The sequence below is a fragment of the Streptomyces sp. BRA346 genome, assembly GCF_052851135.1.
On the sequence record NZ_JAIWIH010000021.1, the window covers coordinates 140,935 to 156,391 of the forward strand.

The 15,457-nt window shown below is 73.7% G+C and carries 10 protein-coding genes; 5 read left to right on the plus strand and 5 right to left on the minus strand.

Annotation, left to right across the window (positions count from 1 at the left end):
* Positions 1 to 13: 13 nt before the first annotated feature.
* On the plus strand, positions 14 to 817 hold the full coding sequence (locus LCH29_RS24180; RefSeq protein ID WP_446463912.1) for an inositol monophosphatase family protein: 804 nt from the start codon (positions 14 to 16) through the stop codon (positions 815 to 817).
* A gap of 133 nt (positions 818 to 950) precedes the next feature.
* On the opposite strand, the gene LCH29_RS24185 is transcribed toward LCH29_RS24180, so the two are convergent.
* Positions 951 to 1,940: an alpha/beta fold hydrolase gene (locus LCH29_RS24185; protein ID WP_446463829.1), complete on the minus strand. Its 990-nt coding sequence runs from the start codon at positions 1,938 to 1,940 to the stop codon at positions 951 to 953.
* Positions 1,941 to 1,966: 26 nt separating this feature from the next.
* Positions 1,967 to 2,929 carry an SDR family NAD(P)-dependent oxidoreductase gene (locus tag LCH29_RS24190; protein WP_446463830.1) on the minus strand — a complete coding sequence of 321 codons (963 nt, stop codon included), beginning with the start codon at positions 2,927 to 2,929 and terminating at the stop codon, positions 1,967 to 1,969.
* Between the two features lie 234 nt (positions 2,930 to 3,163).
* On the opposite strand from LCH29_RS24190, the gene LCH29_RS24195 reads away from it, so the two are divergent.
* Positions 3,164 to 3,571 (plus strand): RidA family protein, encoded by a 408-nt coding sequence (locus LCH29_RS24195; protein ID WP_446463831.1) that lies wholly within the window; start codon positions 3,164 to 3,166, stop codon positions 3,569 to 3,571.
* A gap of 9 nt (positions 3,572 to 3,580) precedes the next feature.
* On the opposite strand, the gene LCH29_RS24200 is transcribed toward LCH29_RS24195, so the two are convergent.
* The gene (locus LCH29_RS24200) at positions 3,581 to 3,784 is read right to left on the minus strand and encodes an FCD domain-containing protein (protein ID WP_446463832.1); all 204 of its coding nucleotides are present in this window, start codon (positions 3,782 to 3,784) and stop codon (positions 3,581 to 3,583) included.
* Positions 3,785 to 3,982: 198 nt separating this feature from the next.
* Positions 3,983 to 6,682 carry a SpoIIE family protein phosphatase gene (locus tag LCH29_RS24205; RefSeq protein WP_446463833.1) on the minus strand — a complete coding sequence of 900 codons (2,700 nt, stop codon included), beginning with the start codon at positions 6,680 to 6,682 and terminating at the stop codon, positions 3,983 to 3,985.
* A gap of 402 nt (positions 6,683 to 7,084) precedes the next feature.
* On the opposite strand from LCH29_RS24205, the gene LCH29_RS24210 reads away from it, so the two are divergent.
* From LCH29_RS24210 to LCH29_RS24220, 3 genes are read left to right on the plus strand one after another with little or no spacing between them, the layout of a single operon-like run.
* On the plus strand, positions 7,085 to 7,225 hold the full coding sequence (locus LCH29_RS24210) for a hypothetical protein (protein ID WP_446463834.1): 141 nt from the start codon (positions 7,085 to 7,087) through the stop codon (positions 7,223 to 7,225).
* Between the two features lie 23 nt (positions 7,226 to 7,248).
* The gene (locus LCH29_RS24215; protein WP_446463835.1) at positions 7,249 to 7,590 is read left to right on the plus strand and encodes an alpha/beta fold hydrolase; all 342 of its coding nucleotides are present in this window, start codon (positions 7,249 to 7,251) and stop codon (positions 7,588 to 7,590) included.
* A gap of 20 nt (positions 7,591 to 7,610) precedes the next feature.
* A complete protein-coding gene (locus tag LCH29_RS24220) occupies positions 7,611 to 8,981 on the plus strand; it encodes a Gfo/Idh/MocA family protein (protein ID WP_446463836.1) in 1,371 nt (456 codons plus the stop codon).
* Positions 8,982 to 8,996: 15 nt separating this feature from the next.
* Here LCH29_RS24220 and LCH29_RS24225 read toward each other — a convergent pair whose 3' ends face one another.
* The gene (locus LCH29_RS24225; RefSeq protein ID WP_446463837.1) at positions 8,997 to 15,407 is read right to left on the minus strand and encodes an SDR family NAD(P)-dependent oxidoreductase; all 6,411 of its coding nucleotides are present in this window, start codon (positions 15,405 to 15,407) and stop codon (positions 8,997 to 8,999) included.
* Positions 15,408 to 15,457 lie beyond the last annotated feature (50 nt).

Sequence of the window (15,457 nt, forward strand, 5' to 3'; positions counted from 1 at the left end):
ACACGTGGCCACGATGGACGAGGCCGAGCTGCGCCGGGCCGTGGCGGTGGCCGGTGAGCTGGCGCGGTGGGCGGCGGAGGCCATGCGCCGCCCCCGTACCGGCGACGTGCGGTGCAAGGCGAACGCGGCCGACATGGTCACCGACACCGATGAGCTGATCGAGCGCCAGGTCCGCTCCGTGCTGCTGCGCGCCTTCCCCGGCCACCGGGTGGAGGGCGAGGAGTACGGGGTGCGCGAGGGCGCGGCGGGGGCGCCGAGCTGGGTGGTGGATCCGGTCGACGGCACGACGAACTACGCGCACGGGGTGGGCTGGAGTTCGTTCTCCCTCGGCCTGTCCGACGCGTCCGGGCCGCTGCTGGGCCTGGTGGCCGACCCGTGGCGGGGCGAGGTTTTCACCGCGGTGCGGGATGAGGGCGCCCGCCTGGACGGGGAGCCGATCCGGGTCACCGACGCCACGGGGGTGCGGGGGCAGGTGGTGATGACGGAGTGGGCGGCCCATGCCCCGTGGCACGGCATGGACCGCGTCCTCGCGGAGCTGTCCGCCCGCCTGTGCACCGTGCGGATCATGGGTTCGACGGCGCTGTCGCTGGCCCAGGTGGCGGCGGGCCGGGCCGTCGCGGGGGCGATCGGCAGGTTCCAGGCGGTGGACGGGCTGCCCGCCCTGCTGATCTGCCGGGAGGCGGGCGCGCTCGCGTACGACGACACCGGGCCGACCGCGGGCGTGCCGTCGGGCGGGCTGCTGGTCGCGGCGCCCGGGGCGGCGGAGGAGACGTACGGCATCTGGCGCGCCGCCCGGGCGGGCCACGGCGGTGGCTAGTGCCGCGTCAGTCAAGGTTTGCCCGGTAGCGAGGCGTCCTGGTGCGGTCAGATGCAAGGCGCCGGATCGGCCTCGTAGTGGGCCTACTCGGTCGCCAGGGCGGCGAGCGGGGTGAACCTTGGCTGACGCGGCACTAGGCGTCGCCGTCCAGATGGGCGAGGAAGTCCCGCAGCGCGGCGTTGACTTCGTCCGGGCGCTCCTGCTGGGTCCAGTGGCCGCAGCCGTGCAGCGTCACCTCGTCGTGCAGCCGGGGGGCGATCCGGCGCAGTGAGGCGCGCAGGGTGTCCACGCCGCGGAACGAGGTGACCAGGTCGCGGTCGCCCACCACGTACAGTGCGGGCACGTCGATGCCGCGGCCCCGGAAGGGGGCGAGGAGTTCCTGGTTGCGCTCGATGTTGCGGTACCAGTTGAGGGGGCCGGTGAAGGCCCGGGTGCCGTGTTCGGCGTAGTCGCGGGCGAAGACCTCGATGTCCGCTTCGGTGAGCCAGCCGGGCAGCTGGTCCGGCTCGGGCACGGTGTCCAGCAGGGCCCGGCCCTCGGGGACGACCCAGGGCCGGGGCCGCTCGTTCTTCGGGTTGTCGCCGGAGCCGCTGAACAGGATCCGGCGGAGGGACGACGCGATGTCCTGCCCCAACTCGGCGTCGGCGACGCCCGGTTGCTGGAAGTAGTTCTGGTAGAAACCCTCGCCGTAGTACGTCCGGGTGGCCGAGGGCGGGGCCATTCCGGCGGGCAGGGCCGGCGGGACGCTCAGCCCGGCCACGGCGCGTACGACATCGGGGCGCAGCATCGCCGTGATCCAGGCGACCGGCGCGCCCCAGTCGTGTCCGACGACCACCGCCTGCTCCTCGCCGAGGGCGCGGATCAGCCCGATCACATCACCGGCCAGGTGGAGCAGGGTGTACGAGGCGATGTCCTCGGGCTGCTCGCTGCGCGCGTAGCCGCGCTGGTCGGGGGCGACGACGCGGTATCCGGCCTCGGCCAGCGGGCCGAACTGGTGGCGCCAGGAGTACCAGCTCTCCGGGAAGCCGTGCAGCAGCAGGACCAGCGGCCCCTGTCCCTGCTCCGCGATGTGCAACCGCACTCCGTTCACCTCGACGACGTCATGCTTGACCGGGCTGTGCACTGTGTTTCCTCTTCCGGTGGGGCGCTCTACTGCCGAGTAACGATGCTATATGCAACCGGATCGACGCCGGTCAGGGTGCGGCTGATGTCCCACAGCCGCGCCGCGACGGCGGTGTCGGCGAGGTGGGCCCACACCGGTTCGGGCCGGGGCCTGCCGCGCAGGCCGAAGGCGCGCGGTCCCCGCAGCTGCCCGCCGCGCACACGGGGATCGAGCACCGCTCGCACCGCGGGCCACGCCCCGGCGTGCTTGCCCTGGAGGAGGACCCCGGCGGGCGCCGCGCGCAGCCGGGTGCCGGGGGTGCGTACGTGAACGGGCGGCCGCGAGGGGGTGAGGGAGTCGAGGGCGCCGCCGGGGTGGACCACCACGCTCGCCACCGGGCTGCCGGTGGAGCGCAGGCGGCGGTCGAGTTCGAGGCCGAAGGACATCTGCGCCAGCTTGGACCGTCCGTAGGAGCGCTTCGGCCGGTAGTCCTGCCGGGACTGCGGGTCCTCCAGGTCCAGGCGTTCGGTCTTCGCCGCGAAGCTGCCCATGGTCACGACGCGGCCTGTCGGCGCGGCCGACAGCAGCGGCATCAGCCACCGGGTCAGCGCGAAGTGTCCCAGATGGTTCGTGCCGAACATCAGCTCGTGGCCGTCCACGGTCGTACGGCGCGGCGGATCGTCGAGCGCGACCCCGGCGTTGTGGACCACCGCGTCGAGGTGCGCCGACTCCAGCGCGTCCACCGCGGTTTCGAGCGAGGCGAGGTCGGCGAGGTCCAGCCGCAGAACACGCACCCGCGCGCCCGGGACACGCCCGCGGATCGCGGTCACGGCGGCTTCGGCCTTCATCGTGCTCCGGCTGCCCAGTACGACGGTGGCCCCGGTGGCGGACAGTTGCTCCGCGATGAAGTACCCGATGCCCGCGTTGCCGCCGGTGACCAGGACGACGCGGCCATCGGCACGCGGCAGCCGATGGACATCCCAGCGCGGGGTGGAGGACACGGATGGCATGGCGGCGAAGCTCCCTTGCGGCGAAGGACCCGGACGCTCGGAGTGAGGGCCCTGCCGTCGAAGATCCCAGCGGCCACCGACACACCGGCGACGGATCGCCGACGGCAGGGGCCTCCTCGGTCACCATGAGGTTCCTCAGTCACCGAAAAGTGCGTTCTTCCACGTCAGCGGTCGCTCTCTTATGGTTCCCGAGTAACGACAAGAGAGCACGGAGCCCTCAAGGAGGCAGGCAGCATGGCCGTCACTCTGCTCAACCCCAGTGGATTGCCCGAGATCGATGTCTACCGGCAGGTGTCGATCGCGTCCGGCTCGAAGCTGGTCTTCATCGCCGGGCAGGTCGCGTGGGACGCCGAGGGTGTCACGGTCGGCGAGGGCGATCTCGCCGCCCAGGTCGAGCAGTGCTACCTCAACGTCGGCACCGCCCTCGCCGGTGCGGGTGGTTCCTTCGACGACGTGGCGAAACTGACCGTCTACGTCGTCGACTGGACGCCCGACAAGATGCCCACCCTCCTGGAGGGGATCTCACGGGCGGCCGCGAAGCTGGGCGTCACCCCGGCCCCGCCCGCCACGCTGCTGGGCGTCGCGGCCCTGGACGTACCCGACCACCTCGTCGAGATCGAAGCCACCGCGGTCCTCGACTGAACGGCCCCCTCAGTGGCCGGCCGCGGCGGTGGGCTCCGTGCGGCCCGCCCAGATGCCGCGGCTGTGGACGAGGTGGCTGCGCATCAGTTCCACCGCGCGCTCGCCCTCTCCGGCCTCGATCGCGTCCACGAGCGTGATGTGCTCCTCGCCGGACTGGGTCAGCTCGCCCTGGTCCGCCAGCCTCCGCAACCCCTTCGTTGGCCACCGTCGCACGGCGCACCCGGTGGCGGCAGCGGGGACTGGCCCGCGATCAGTGCGTCGATCGCGTCGAACAACTCGGACATGGAACGCCTCCCGCGCCCGTTATACACAGGAACGGACTCCCGGAGCACATATCGCGGACGGCCGCTCGGAGCGGCCGACAGCCGAAAGTCACCTACCGTTCGGGGACGGAGAAACCCGTGGTGGGGGCTACGTCGAGACGTCGTCCAGGTCGCCCCACTGGGCGAGCAGGTCCTCCTCGGTGGGCTCGGGGACGGGGGCGGCGGCGCCGAGGGGCTGCTCGGCCCAGATGATCTTGCCGGTGGGGGTGTAGCGGGTTCCCCAGCGCTGGGCGAACTGGGCCACCAGGAACAGGCCCCGGCCCCCCTCGTCCGTGGAGGCGGCGCGGCGCAGATGGGGGGAGGTGCTGCTGCCGTCGGCGACCTCGCAGATGAGGTTGCGGTCGCGGACGAGCCGCACATGGATGGGGCCGGAGCCGTAGCGAATGGCGTTGGTGACCAGCTCGCTGAGGATGAGTTCGGTGGTGAAGCCGCTCTCCTCCAGGCCCCACCCGGCCAGCCGCCGGGCGGCCTCGGAACGGATTCCGGCGACGGCGGCGGGGTCGGAGGGGACCTCCCACTCGGCGACGGAGTCGGGGTCCAGGAGATGGGTGCGGGCGACCAGGAGGGCGATGTCGTCCCTCGGGTGCGAGGAGGCCATCGCATCGAAGACGGCCTGGCAGATCTCCTCCGGGCCGCGCCCCGGCTGACCCGCCAAGGTGCTGCGCAGCAGGCGCAGACCGGTGTCCCGGTCGCGGTCGCGGTCCTCGACCAGACCGTCGGTGTACAGGGCCAGTCGGCTGCCCTCGGGCAGCAGCAGCTCGGTCGTCTCGACGGGTTCGCCGCCGAGGCCGAGCGGCGGGGCGAGGGGGACCTCGGGGAAGGTGACGGTGCCGTCGGGGTACATCAGGGCAGGACCCGGGTGGCCCGCCCGGGCCATGGTGCAGCGGCCGGTGACCGGGTCGTAGATCGCGTACAGACAGGTGGCCCCGCTGATCGGCGCGGCGTCGGTCTCCGCGGCGGCCTGGTCCTGGTCGAAGCGGGTGACCAGCTCGTCGAGATGGGTGAGGATCTCGTCCGGCGGCAGGTCCAGGGCGGAGAAGTTGTGCACGGCGGTGCGCAGCCGCCCCATGGTGGCGGCGGCGTGCAGCCCGTGTCCGACGACGTCGCCGACGACGAGGGCGACCCGGGCGCCGGGCAGCGGGATGACGTCGAACCAGTCGCCGCCGACACCGGCCTGGGCGGGCAGATAGCGGTGCGCCACCTCCAGGGCCTCCTGCTCGGGCAGCCCCTGCGGCAGCAGGCTGCGCTGGAGGGTGACGGCCATGGAGTGCTCGCGGGTGTAGCGGCGGGCGTTGTCGATGGCGACGGCCGCGCGGGCGACGAGCTCCTCGGTGAGGGCCACGTCCTCCTGGTCGAACGGCTCGGACTTCTCCGAACGCCAGAAGGTGGCGATGCCCAGGGTGACGTCGCGGGCACGCAGCGGAATGGTGATCATCGAGTGGATGCCGTACTCGACGATCCGGACGGCCTGCTCGGGGTCCTGCTCCTGCCATCCCGCGAAGTCCCGGATGTCGGCGTCGAGCACCGGCCGCCCGGCGCCGAAGCCGAGCGCCTGCGGGGCGCCGCGCACATAGGTCGTCCGCTTGCCGACCCGCCACAGCGGATGGTCGTCGCGGATGCCGAAGGTGGCCGTACGGCGCATGGCGTCGCCGGACGGCTCGTCGCCGCGCAGCACCGGTTCCACCAGGTCGACGGTGGCGAAGTCGGCGAACCACGGCACCGCGAACCGGGTCAGCTCCTCGGTGGTGCGGGAGATGTCGAGGGTGGTGCCGATCTTCGCGCCCGAGTCGTACAGCAGCCGCAGCCGCTTCTCCGCCACCTCGGCCTGGCCGGACAGCGCGCGCAGTTCGGTGGTGTCCCGGAGGGTGGCGACGCTGCCGGGCGCGCCGCCGTTCCACTGGGTGGAGCGCTGGTTGACGGCCAGCAGCCGGTCCCCCGCGAGATGCACCTCGTCGGTGGCCACCCGGCCGGAGGACAGCAGCTCGGCGGTGCGCGGTTCGAGCCCCAGGTCGCGGACGTGGTGGCCCTCGGCGTCCGGGGGCAGGTCGAGCAGTCGGCGCGCCTCGTCGTTGACGAGGACGAGGCAGCCCTCACCGTCGACGATGAGCACGCCCTCGCGGACGGAGTGCAGCACCGCGTCGTGGTGCTCGTACATACGGGTCATCTGGGCCGGGCCCAGGCCGTGGGTCTGGCGCCGCAGCCGGCGACCCACCAGCGCGGTACCGGCGGTGGCGAGGGCGAGCGCGCCCCCGGCCGCGCCGAGGACCAGCGGCAGCTGCCGGGTGACCCGGCCGCTGACGTCATGGGCGGTCATTCCGGCGCAGATCACGCCGACGACCTTGCCGTCGGCCCGTCGGATCGGGACCGTGGCCTGCACTTCCTTGCCGAGGGGGCCCTGCACGGTCTCCTTGACGACCTTGCCGCGCAGCGCGGGCTTGTAGTCGGCGACGAGCTGATGGCCGATCTGCTTCGGCAGCGGGTGGGTGTAGCGGACGCCCTTGGGGTTCGCCGCGACGACGAAGTCCAGGCCCGCCCGCTTACGGACCTGCTCGGCCCGCGGCTGGAGCACCGTCGTCGGGTGGCGGGTCGTCATGGCCTCCGCGGTGCCCGGGGAGCCTGCGAAGGCCTGGGCCACGGCGGTGGACCTGTTGATGGCCTCCTGCTCGCTGTCGTTCCGCGCCTGGAGTACGAGCGCCAGCGTCGCCACGGCAATGAGCATGACGACAACGACCGCCTGTACCGCAAACACCTGCCCGGCGATGCTGCGCACGCCCAGCAGGGAGCGCAAGCGACCCCGCGACCGGACAGGCGGGGAGAGCTTCGATCGACCGAAAAATCCGATCACCCCCTATTCCTAACACCTCACGGCGCCAAGACGTGAGCAGCTGGGATGAGACAGTACCCGCGACCGGGCGGTTGATACGTTCCAGTCACCCACCGCTGAGACTCGGTGGCTTTGCGTAGGGGCTCGGCGGGGCGGGTTCAGAGGGTGGGAGGCAGGGGAAGGACCCTGCCGCCGGGTCGTGGTTCCGCCGTGGTTCCCGGGTCCGTCCGGCATCCGCACCACGTGTTGTCCGATCACGGCCGCCGCCTTGAGGGCACGGCCCGGTGAGCATGGAGGCGAATGCCGTTGTCGACGCATCGTTACAGACGGACGCAGCATCACGGACAGGCACAGCGTCACAGGCGGATGCGTCATCAGGATTCCCGGCTCCGGGCCTCGGTGGGGGTCGTCGTCCTGGCGGTGCTGGCCCTGCTGGTGCCTGCCGCCGCGTCCGGCCGGGCGGTGGCGGCCGGCGGACGGACGTCTCCTGCTGGGGCGGTCTGCTGAGCCTGGACGCCTCCCCTGCGCGGGTGCGCGGCGCGGTGGCCGACTGGGCGTGCCGCGACGTCGGCGAGGCCCGCGAGGCGGGCCTTCCCGGTGTGGTCGAGCTGAGCGACCACGGAGACCTCATGACCACGTTCCTGGGTTTGCCGTTTCCCAGGATGTTCATGTACGGCGACCAGAACGCGTCGCTGTCCCATCTGCCGCGGCTGGCCGCGGCGGGCGTCGAACTCGCCGAGATCCCGCAGTGCGGACACTTCCCCATGTATTCCAACCCACCGGTCATGTGGGCCCGCATCGCCGACTTCCAGGGAAGGGTGCCGGACCCGTGGTGGTGGGCCCGGGATCGGCCTATTCTGCGCACGCGTTGATCACTTCCTATGGAGGACGCATGACCGTCGGCAACACTCCCTCCCGGGCCGTGGTGGTGGGCACCGGATCCCGTGCGCAGATGTTCACCACGGCGCTGGCCCGCCGCCCCGGGCTGCGGGTCGCCGCGCTGTGCGACCCGAACCCGGTGCGCATCGCCCACCACCAGCGGCTGCTGAAGGAGGCCGGTGAGCCGGAGGCGGTCGCCTGGAGCCCGGAGGACTTCGAGCGCCGACTGCGTGCCGACGACATCCAGGAAGTGGTCGTGACCTGCGTGGACGCGCTGCACGACGCCTATATCGTGCCCGCGCTGCGGGCCGGTTGCCGAGTGGTCACCGAGAAGCCGATGACCACCGACGCCGCCAAGTGCCGCCACATCCTGCGCACCGTCGAGGAGACCGGCAACCATCTGGCGGTGGCCTTCAACTACCGCTTCAACCCGGTGCACGAGGAAGTCCACCGGCAGCTGTCCTCGGGCGCCATCGGCGAGGTGCTGTCGGTGCACTTCGAGTGGCTGCTGGACACCCGGCACGGCGCGGACTACTTCCGCCGCTGGCACCGCGAGAAGCAGCACAGCGGCGGGCTGATGGTGCACAAGTCCAGCCACCACTTCGACCTGGTCAACTGGTGGCTGGGGGCCAGGCCGCAGGAGGTGTTCGGCTACGGCAGGCTCGGCTTCTACGGCCGCGAGGCGGGCGAGCGCAGCGGTTACCGCCGCGAGTACGAGCGGGCCCACGGCGCGTCCGCCGCGCAGGACGACCCGTTCGCGCTGGAGCTGGCCGACAACGACGCGCTGCGCGCGCTGTACCTCGACGCCGAGGGGGCGGACGGCTACCACCGGGACCGCAACGTGTTCGGCGACGGCATCACCATCGAGGACGACATGTCGCTGCTGGTGCGCTACGACACCGGCGCCACCATGACGTACCACCTGACCGCGTACTCCCCGTGGGAGGGCTACCGCGTGATGTTCAACGGCACCCGCGGCCGGCTGGAGCTGGAGGTGGAGGAGAGCCGGTGGCAGCCGCCCGTGCTGGGCACCACCTCCGGCCGGGGCACCATCCACGGCGACGAGGCGCTCGCCAACGCGGGCGGCCCGCGGGTGGTGCTGCGCCCGCTGTGGGAGCCGCCACGGGAGGTGGAGCTGCCCGCGTTCGACCACGCGGGACACGGTGGCGGGGACGAGCGCATGCTGACGGCGCTGTACGGACCCCTGAACCCCCTCGACCCGGCGGCGGCCACCGGGACGCCCGCCGCCGCGGACGGCTCCGACGCGTCGAAGCAGCGTGCCACCGAGGCGGACGGAGCGCTGGCCCTGGTCACGGGCCTGGCCGCGAACGAGTCGTTCCGTACCGGCAGGCCCGTGGCCGCGGCGGATGTGGTACCCGAGTAGGGAGGGGAATCAGCTCTAGGCGCTCAATCGTTCCTGCCGGTCGGTCAGTTCCAGGTCCATGTGCTGGGCCAGGCCGATGGCGAGGGCCGCCACCGTCGGGTGCTGCCAGACGAAGTTCGCGGCGAGCTTGATGTTCAGGCCGGTTTCCAGGCGTACCCGCAGCTCCATGGCGAGCAGCGAGTCGAAGCCGAGGGACTTCAGCGGGGTCTGCGGGTCGAGGGTGGTGCTGCTCAGCCGCAGCACGACCCGGATGTGGTCGGTCAGATACGCCTCCAGGGCGGCGCGGCGGGCGAGACCGGGCGGGATGGCGGTGAGCCGGGCCCGGATGTCGTCGGTGTTCTCCTGGGCGTCGGCCGGGTGGTCCTCGCCGGGGAGGAGCAGGCCGAACAGGGACGAGTGGTGCCCGGCGGCCGGGATCCAGCTGGTGGGCTCGCCGGGGATGACACCGGTGTGCACCCGCCCGTACGCCAGCAGGGTGCCGAGCGCGCGCAACCCCTGGTCGGTGGGGATGGTCCGGTAGCCGCGGTCGGCGAAGCCGGTGGCGACGCCGGTCTCGCCCCACGGCCCCCAGCCCACGGCCAGGGTCCGCAGCCCCTGCGCGGAGCGCCAGGCGGCGAAGCCGTCCAGCCAGGCGTTCGCGGCGGCGTAGGCGCCCTGCCCGGGGTTGCCGAGCAGCGAGGCCATGGAGGAGAACACCGCGAACCAGTCGGGCCGCAGCCCCGCGGTGGCCCGGTGCAGCCGCCACGCCCCGGTGACCTTGGGCGTCCACACCCGGTGCAGCTGGTCGTCGCGGATGTTGGTGACCGCAGCGTCGTCGAGGACCATGGCGCAGTGGACGACGCCGTCGAGCCGTGCCCCGTCCGCGGTGGCGGCGGCCACCAGCCGGTCGGCGGTGCCGGGGCGCCCGATGTCGCCGAGGATGACGGTGACCCGGGTGCCGGTGGCCGACAGTTCGGCGAGCGTCTGCGCGTCGGCGGCCAGGGGTGCGGTACGGCCGTTGAGCACGAGATGGCCCGCGCCCTGGCTTGCCAGCCAGCGGGCGGTGGCCAGGCCGAGCCCGCGCAGGCCCCCGGTGATCAGATAGGTGCCGCCCCGGCGTACCGGGAGGGGCCCGTCGGGCAGGACGGCGCTGATCTCGCCCTGCTGCGGGAGGGTCAGCACCAGTTTGCCGAGGTGGCGGGCGCCCGCCATCTGCCGGAACGCCTCGGTGACATCGGCCAGCGGATAGGTGGTGCAGCGCAGGGGCTTGAGGCGCCCGGCGGCGAACTCGTCGAGCACCTCGCGCAGCATGGCGGCGAACACCGCGGGGCGGGAGGTCTGGAGCTCCACGAGGTCGACCGTGCTGAAGGTGATGTTGTGGCGCAGGGGTGAGAGTCCGAGCGGGGCGTCGGAGAGGATGTCGCGGACGCCGAGTTCGATGAAGCGGCCGAAGGGGCGCAGCGACTCGAGACCGGCCCGGATGGCCGCGCCGGACAGCGAGTTGAGGACGACGTCGACGCCCTCGCCGCCGGTGGCCTCCATGACCTCGTCGCGGAAGTCGAGCGAGCGGGAGTCCATGACCTGGGTGATGCCCATGGAGTGCAGATAGCGGCGCTTGTCCTCGCTGCCCGCGGTGGCCAGTACCTCGGCGCCCAGCAGCCGGGCGACGGCGATGGCGGCCAGTCCGGTGCCGCCGGTGGCCGAGTGGATCAGCACCCGCTCGCCCTCCCTGACGCGGGCGATGTGGCGCAGCGCGTACCAGGCGGTGATGAAGGCGAGGGGAAGTCCGGCGGCGGTGGCCGGGTCGAGGCCGTCCGGGAGGGGGCCGGTGCAGTCGGCGGGGACGACGGTGAAGGAGCTGAAGGCGCCGCCGCGCGCGTCGGCCGCGACGACCCGGTCGCCGACGCGGACGTGGTCGACGCCGGGGCCGACGGCGGTCACCTCGCCCGCGCATTCGAACCCGAGCCGGTAGCGGACGTCCCCGTCGCCGGGGAGCAGACCCATGGCGGTGAGGACGTCGCGGAAGTTCATGCCCGCGGCCAGGACGCGCAGTTCGGCCTCGCCGGGGCCGGGCGGGCGGCGCCCGGCGGTGGCGAGTTCCAGGGTGCCGAGGTCGCCGAGGCGGCCGGCCCGCAGCCGGAAGCCGTCGGTGCCGCAGCGCACGGTGCGGGCGGCGGCCGTGGTGCGTTCGGTGTCGGTCAGGGGTGCGTAGGCGAGCCGGGCGGTGTGGCGTGTTCCGTCGCGGAGGGCGATCTCGTCCTCGGCGGCGTCGGCGAGGAGTTCGGGGACGAGGTCGAGCGGTGCGGCCGGGTCGGTGTCGACCAGGGTGGCGCGCAGTTCGGGGTGTTCGTACGCGAGGACCCGCACCATTCCGCGCAGTGCGCTCTGCGCCGGGTCGGGCACGTCCTCGGGGGTCACGGCCCGGGCGCCCCGGGTGACGGCGTACAGGCGCGGCGGGCCGGTGGGCCCGGCCGGGACCGCGGCGAGGGCCTGGGCGGTGGCGAGCAGCCGCCGGGTGCGGCGCAGGGCGTCGTCGCCGCCGTCATCGTCGCTGTCATGGCCGTCGCCGTCGGCCTGTGTGGCCTCGGGACCGTCGGTACGTGGCGGGGTGCCGCACAGCAGGACGACGCCTCGCGGCAGGGCGCCGGGGCCGGTGAGCCGGGCGGTGAGGTCCTCGCGGAGGGCATCGAGCGGGGTGTCGTCCAGGGGCGGGTCCCAGAGCCGGGTGGTGGCTCCGGCGGCGCGCAGCGCACCTGCGGCGGCGTGCGCGGCGCCGTCGCCCTCGCCGACGATGAGCCAGTGGCCGGGCGGACGGGTGTCGTCCGGGGCGGGCAGCGCGGCGCGTTTCCAGCCGACCTCCAGGAACCACTGGTCGACCTCGGTGGTCTGCTGGGCGGCGCGGCGGGCGATCCGCAGGCCGTCGATGGCGAGGACGGGGCGGCCGTCCCCGTCGAGCAGCCGGATATGGCCGACGAGGGTCCCGGCGGTGGACTCGGCCGTCAGCCGGGCGTGGCAGTAGACGGCGGTGGCGGGGTCGCCGAGGACGCGGGCGGTCTGGATCCCGACGGGCAGCACCAGCCCCTGGTCGCCGTCCTTCAGCAGCCCGGCGACCAGGAGCTGGGCGCACAGGTCGACCAGGACGGGGTGGATGCGCAGGGCGTGTCCGGGGGTGCGGGCGGCCTCGGGGATCCGTACCCGGGCCCAGAAGCTGTTGCCGTGGCGGGAGGTGTGCGCCTCGGTGATGCCGTTGAACGCCGGGCCGTGTTCGATGCCCCGGGCCCGCAGGTTGGCGTACAGGGCGGCCGGGTCGACGGGAGCGGGGTGGCGCAGGGCCAGGGTGCGTACGGAGGCGGGGCGGGGCCGGGCCGGGGCGGCGAGGCGGCGCAGCACGGCACCGGCCTGCCGGATCCAGGTGCCCTCGTCGTCACGTCCGAAGATCTCGCAGGTGGCGCGGTCGGGGGCGGCCACGGTCACCGTGGTGCTGAGGTCGGTGTGCTCGGCGATGGTCAGGAGTTCGTGGAAGCGCAGATCGGTGACCTCGACCTCGGTGGGGTCGGCGTCGAAGACCTGGCAGGCGGTGGTGAGCGCGAGGGCGTAGTAGGCGGCACCGGGCAGGACGGGGGTGCCGTGTACCCGGTGGTCGTCCAGCCAGGGCAGGGTGGCGGTGCCGGTGCTCGCGCGCCAGGAGTGGCGGAGGGATTCGCCGGGCACTTCGGTGTGGCTGCCGGGCAGTTCACCGGCGGACCGGGCGGCGGTGTCGGCGGTGGCCGCGGGGAGGGCGGGGGCGGCCCAGTGGGGGGTGCGGTCGAAGGTGATGGCGGGGACGTCGGCGAGGTCGCCGTCCCCGTACAGGTGCGCCCAGTCGACGGGGACGCCCGCGCAGTGGAGGGCGGCGAGCTGGGTGCGGAAGGTGGTGGTCTCGTCCTCGCCGCGGCGCAGGGTGGGCAGGACCACCGGGTCCCGGGTCAGATCGGCGAGGGTGCGGGCGACGGGGTGGGTGACCACGGGGTGCGGGGAGATCTCCACGTACACCAGGTGGCGGTCGGCCGCGGCGGCGGCGAGCGCGGCGGAGAAGCGCACCGGGCGGCGGAGGTTGGCGCACCAGTAGGCGGCGTCGAAGGCGGGGACGTCGTGCGGGTCGTCGAGGACGGTGGTGTAGAAGGGGACCTCCGGTCGCCGGGGCGTCAGATCGGCGAGGGCGGTGCGCAGTTCGGGGAGCAGGGGGTCGACCTGCGGGGAGTGCGAGGCCACGTCGACGGCGACCAGGGCGGCGGGCACACCGCGGGCCTCCCAGTCGGCGACGCGGCGTTCCACGCCGGCGGTGTCCCCGGCCACGACGGTGGAGCCGGGCGCGGCCATGACGGCGACGGTGACGCGGCCTTCGGTGGTGTCGAGTTCGGCCTGCACCTCGTCGGCGGGCAGGCCCACGGTGGCCATGGCGCCGTTTCCGGCGATGCGGGTGAGCAGCGCGGAGCGGCGGCAGATGACCTTGACGCCGTCGGCCAGGGAGAGCGCCCCGGCCACCACGGCGGCCGCGACCTCGCCCATGGAGTGGCCGACGACCCCGGCGGGTTCGACGCCGTGGGCGCGCCAGGCGGCGGCGAGGGCGGTCTGGAGCGCGAACAGCACGGGCTGGACGCGGGCGCAGCCGGTCACCGGCTCGCCCGCGCGGATGATGTCGAGCACCGAGAACCCGGTCTCGGCGGCGATGAGTTCATCGGCCTCGGCGAGCGCGGCGGCGAAGGCGGGTTCGCGCTCCAGCAGTCCGCGTCCCATGCCGGGCCATTGCGAGCCCTGTCCGGAGAACACCCACACCGGCCGCCGGGACACCTCGGCGCCCACGGCACCGGTCACCACCGCGGGGTGGGCCCGGCCGGCGGCGAACGCCCGGAGGGCATCGCCGAGTTCGCCGTGGGTGGTGGCGGTGACGCCGAGCCGCCCGCGGCCCGCGGCCCGGCGCAGGGCGAGGGTGTGGGCGATGTCGCGCAGCGGTACGGCCGCTCCGTCGCCCTCCAGCCAGTCGGCCATGCGCCGCGCCGCGACCGGCAACGCTGCGGGGGAACCGGCCGGGAGGAGGACGATGTGCGGGTCGGTGGCGGTGGTGCGGTGGGGCCGCCGCGTACGTCGAGCGACCGGGGTGGCGGGTGGCTGTTCCAGCACCACATGGGCGTTGGTCCCGGAGAACCCGAAGGAGGAGACGGCCGCGAGGCGGGGGCCGGTGCGCACGGGCCAGGGGGTGAGTTCCCGGGGGACGAAGAAGCGGGTGGCCTCGGCTTCGATGGCCGGGTTCCAGCGGGTGAAGTGCAGATTGGGCGGAATGAGGCCCTGGTTCAGGCAGAGCACGGCCTTGATGAGGCCGGTGACCCCGGCGGCGGGTTCGAGGTGTCCGAGGTTGGTTTTGACGGACGCCAGGGCACAGCGGTCGCGGCCGGTGCCGTACACCTCGGCGAGGCTGGTGAACTCGACGGGGTCGCCGACCGGGGTGCCGGTGCCGTGGGTTTCGACCATGCCGACGTCGCGGGCGTCGATTCCGGCGCGGGCGAGCGCCTCCTCGTACAGGGCGCGCTGGGCGGTGGGCGAGGGCGCGGCGAGCCCGTCGGAGTGGCCGTCCTGGTTGACGGCGGAGCCGCGCAGGACGGCGAGGACGCGGTCCCGGTCGCGGATGGCGTCGGGGAGGCGTTTGAGGACGACGATGCCGCAGCCCTCGCCGCGCACGAAGCCGTCGGCGGCGGCGTCGAAGGCGTGGCAGTGGCCGGTGTGGGAGAGCATGCCCATCCGGTCGAAGGACCGGGTGACTCTGGGCTCGAACATCAGGGTGACGCCACCGGCGAGGGCCAGATCGCATTCGCCCGCGCGCAGCGCCTGGGCCGCGAGGTGCACGGCGACCAGCGAGGAGGAGCAGGCGGTGTCCAGGGCCAGGCAGGGCCCCTGGAGGCCGAGGAGGTAGGAGATCCGCCCGGCGGCGACGCAGTGCGCGTTGGACAGGGCCGAGCCCTGCTGTTCCTGGGTGTGCCGGTCGAGGCGGTCCGCGTAGTCGTTGTAGCTGAGGCCGGTGAAGACGCCGGTGGCGGTGCCCGCGAGCCGGTCCGGCGGTGTTCCGGCGTGTTCCAGGGCCTCCCAGGCCACTTCCAGCAGCAGCCGGTGCTGCGGGTCGAGGACGTCGGCCTCGCGGCCGGCGACGCCGAAGAAGTCGGCGTCGAAGCCGGACACTTCGCGCAGATAGCCGCCGAGGGCGGGCAGTCCTGAGCCGTCCGCCGGGCCGTCCGGGGACGGCGGTCCCCACAGGGCGGTGCGCTCGGCGGGCGGCGCGGCGACCGCGTCCCGCCCCTCGGCGAGCAGGTGCCACAGCGCGGCGGGCGAGTCGATGTCACCGGGGAGGCGGCAGCCCATGCCGACCACGGCTATGCGGGTGGGCGGGCGGACGGAGGCAGGGGTGTTGTGACGCATCGGGGTCTCCGTGGGGGTGTTCGGCCTGTGGGGTGGAGGCCGGGGAGGGG

Excerpts from the sequence above, each read along its gene's own strand:
- LCH29_RS24225 (WP_446463837.1), bottom strand. The coding sequence starts at position 15,407 with ATGCGTCACAACACCCCTGCCTCCGTCCGCCCGCCCACCCGCATAGCC.
- LCH29_RS24220 (WP_446463836.1), top strand. The coding sequence starts at position 7,611 with ATGACCGTCGGCAACACTCCCTCCCGGGCCGTGGTGGTGGGCACCGGA.
- LCH29_RS24195 (WP_446463831.1), top strand. The coding sequence starts at position 3,164 with ATGGCCGTCACTCTGCTCAACCCCAGTGGATTGCCCGAGATCGATGTC.
- LCH29_RS24190 (WP_446463830.1), bottom strand. The coding sequence starts at position 2,929 with ATGCCATCCGTGTCCTCCACCCCGCGCTGGGATGTCCATCGGCTGCCG.
- LCH29_RS24180 (WP_446463912.1), top strand. The coding sequence starts at position 14 with ATGGACGAGGCCGAGCTGCGCCGGGCCGTGGCGGTGGCCGGTGAGCTG.
- LCH29_RS24210 (WP_446463834.1), top strand. The coding sequence starts at position 7,085 with ATGCGTCATCAGGATTCCCGGCTCCGGGCCTCGGTGGGGGTCGTCGTC.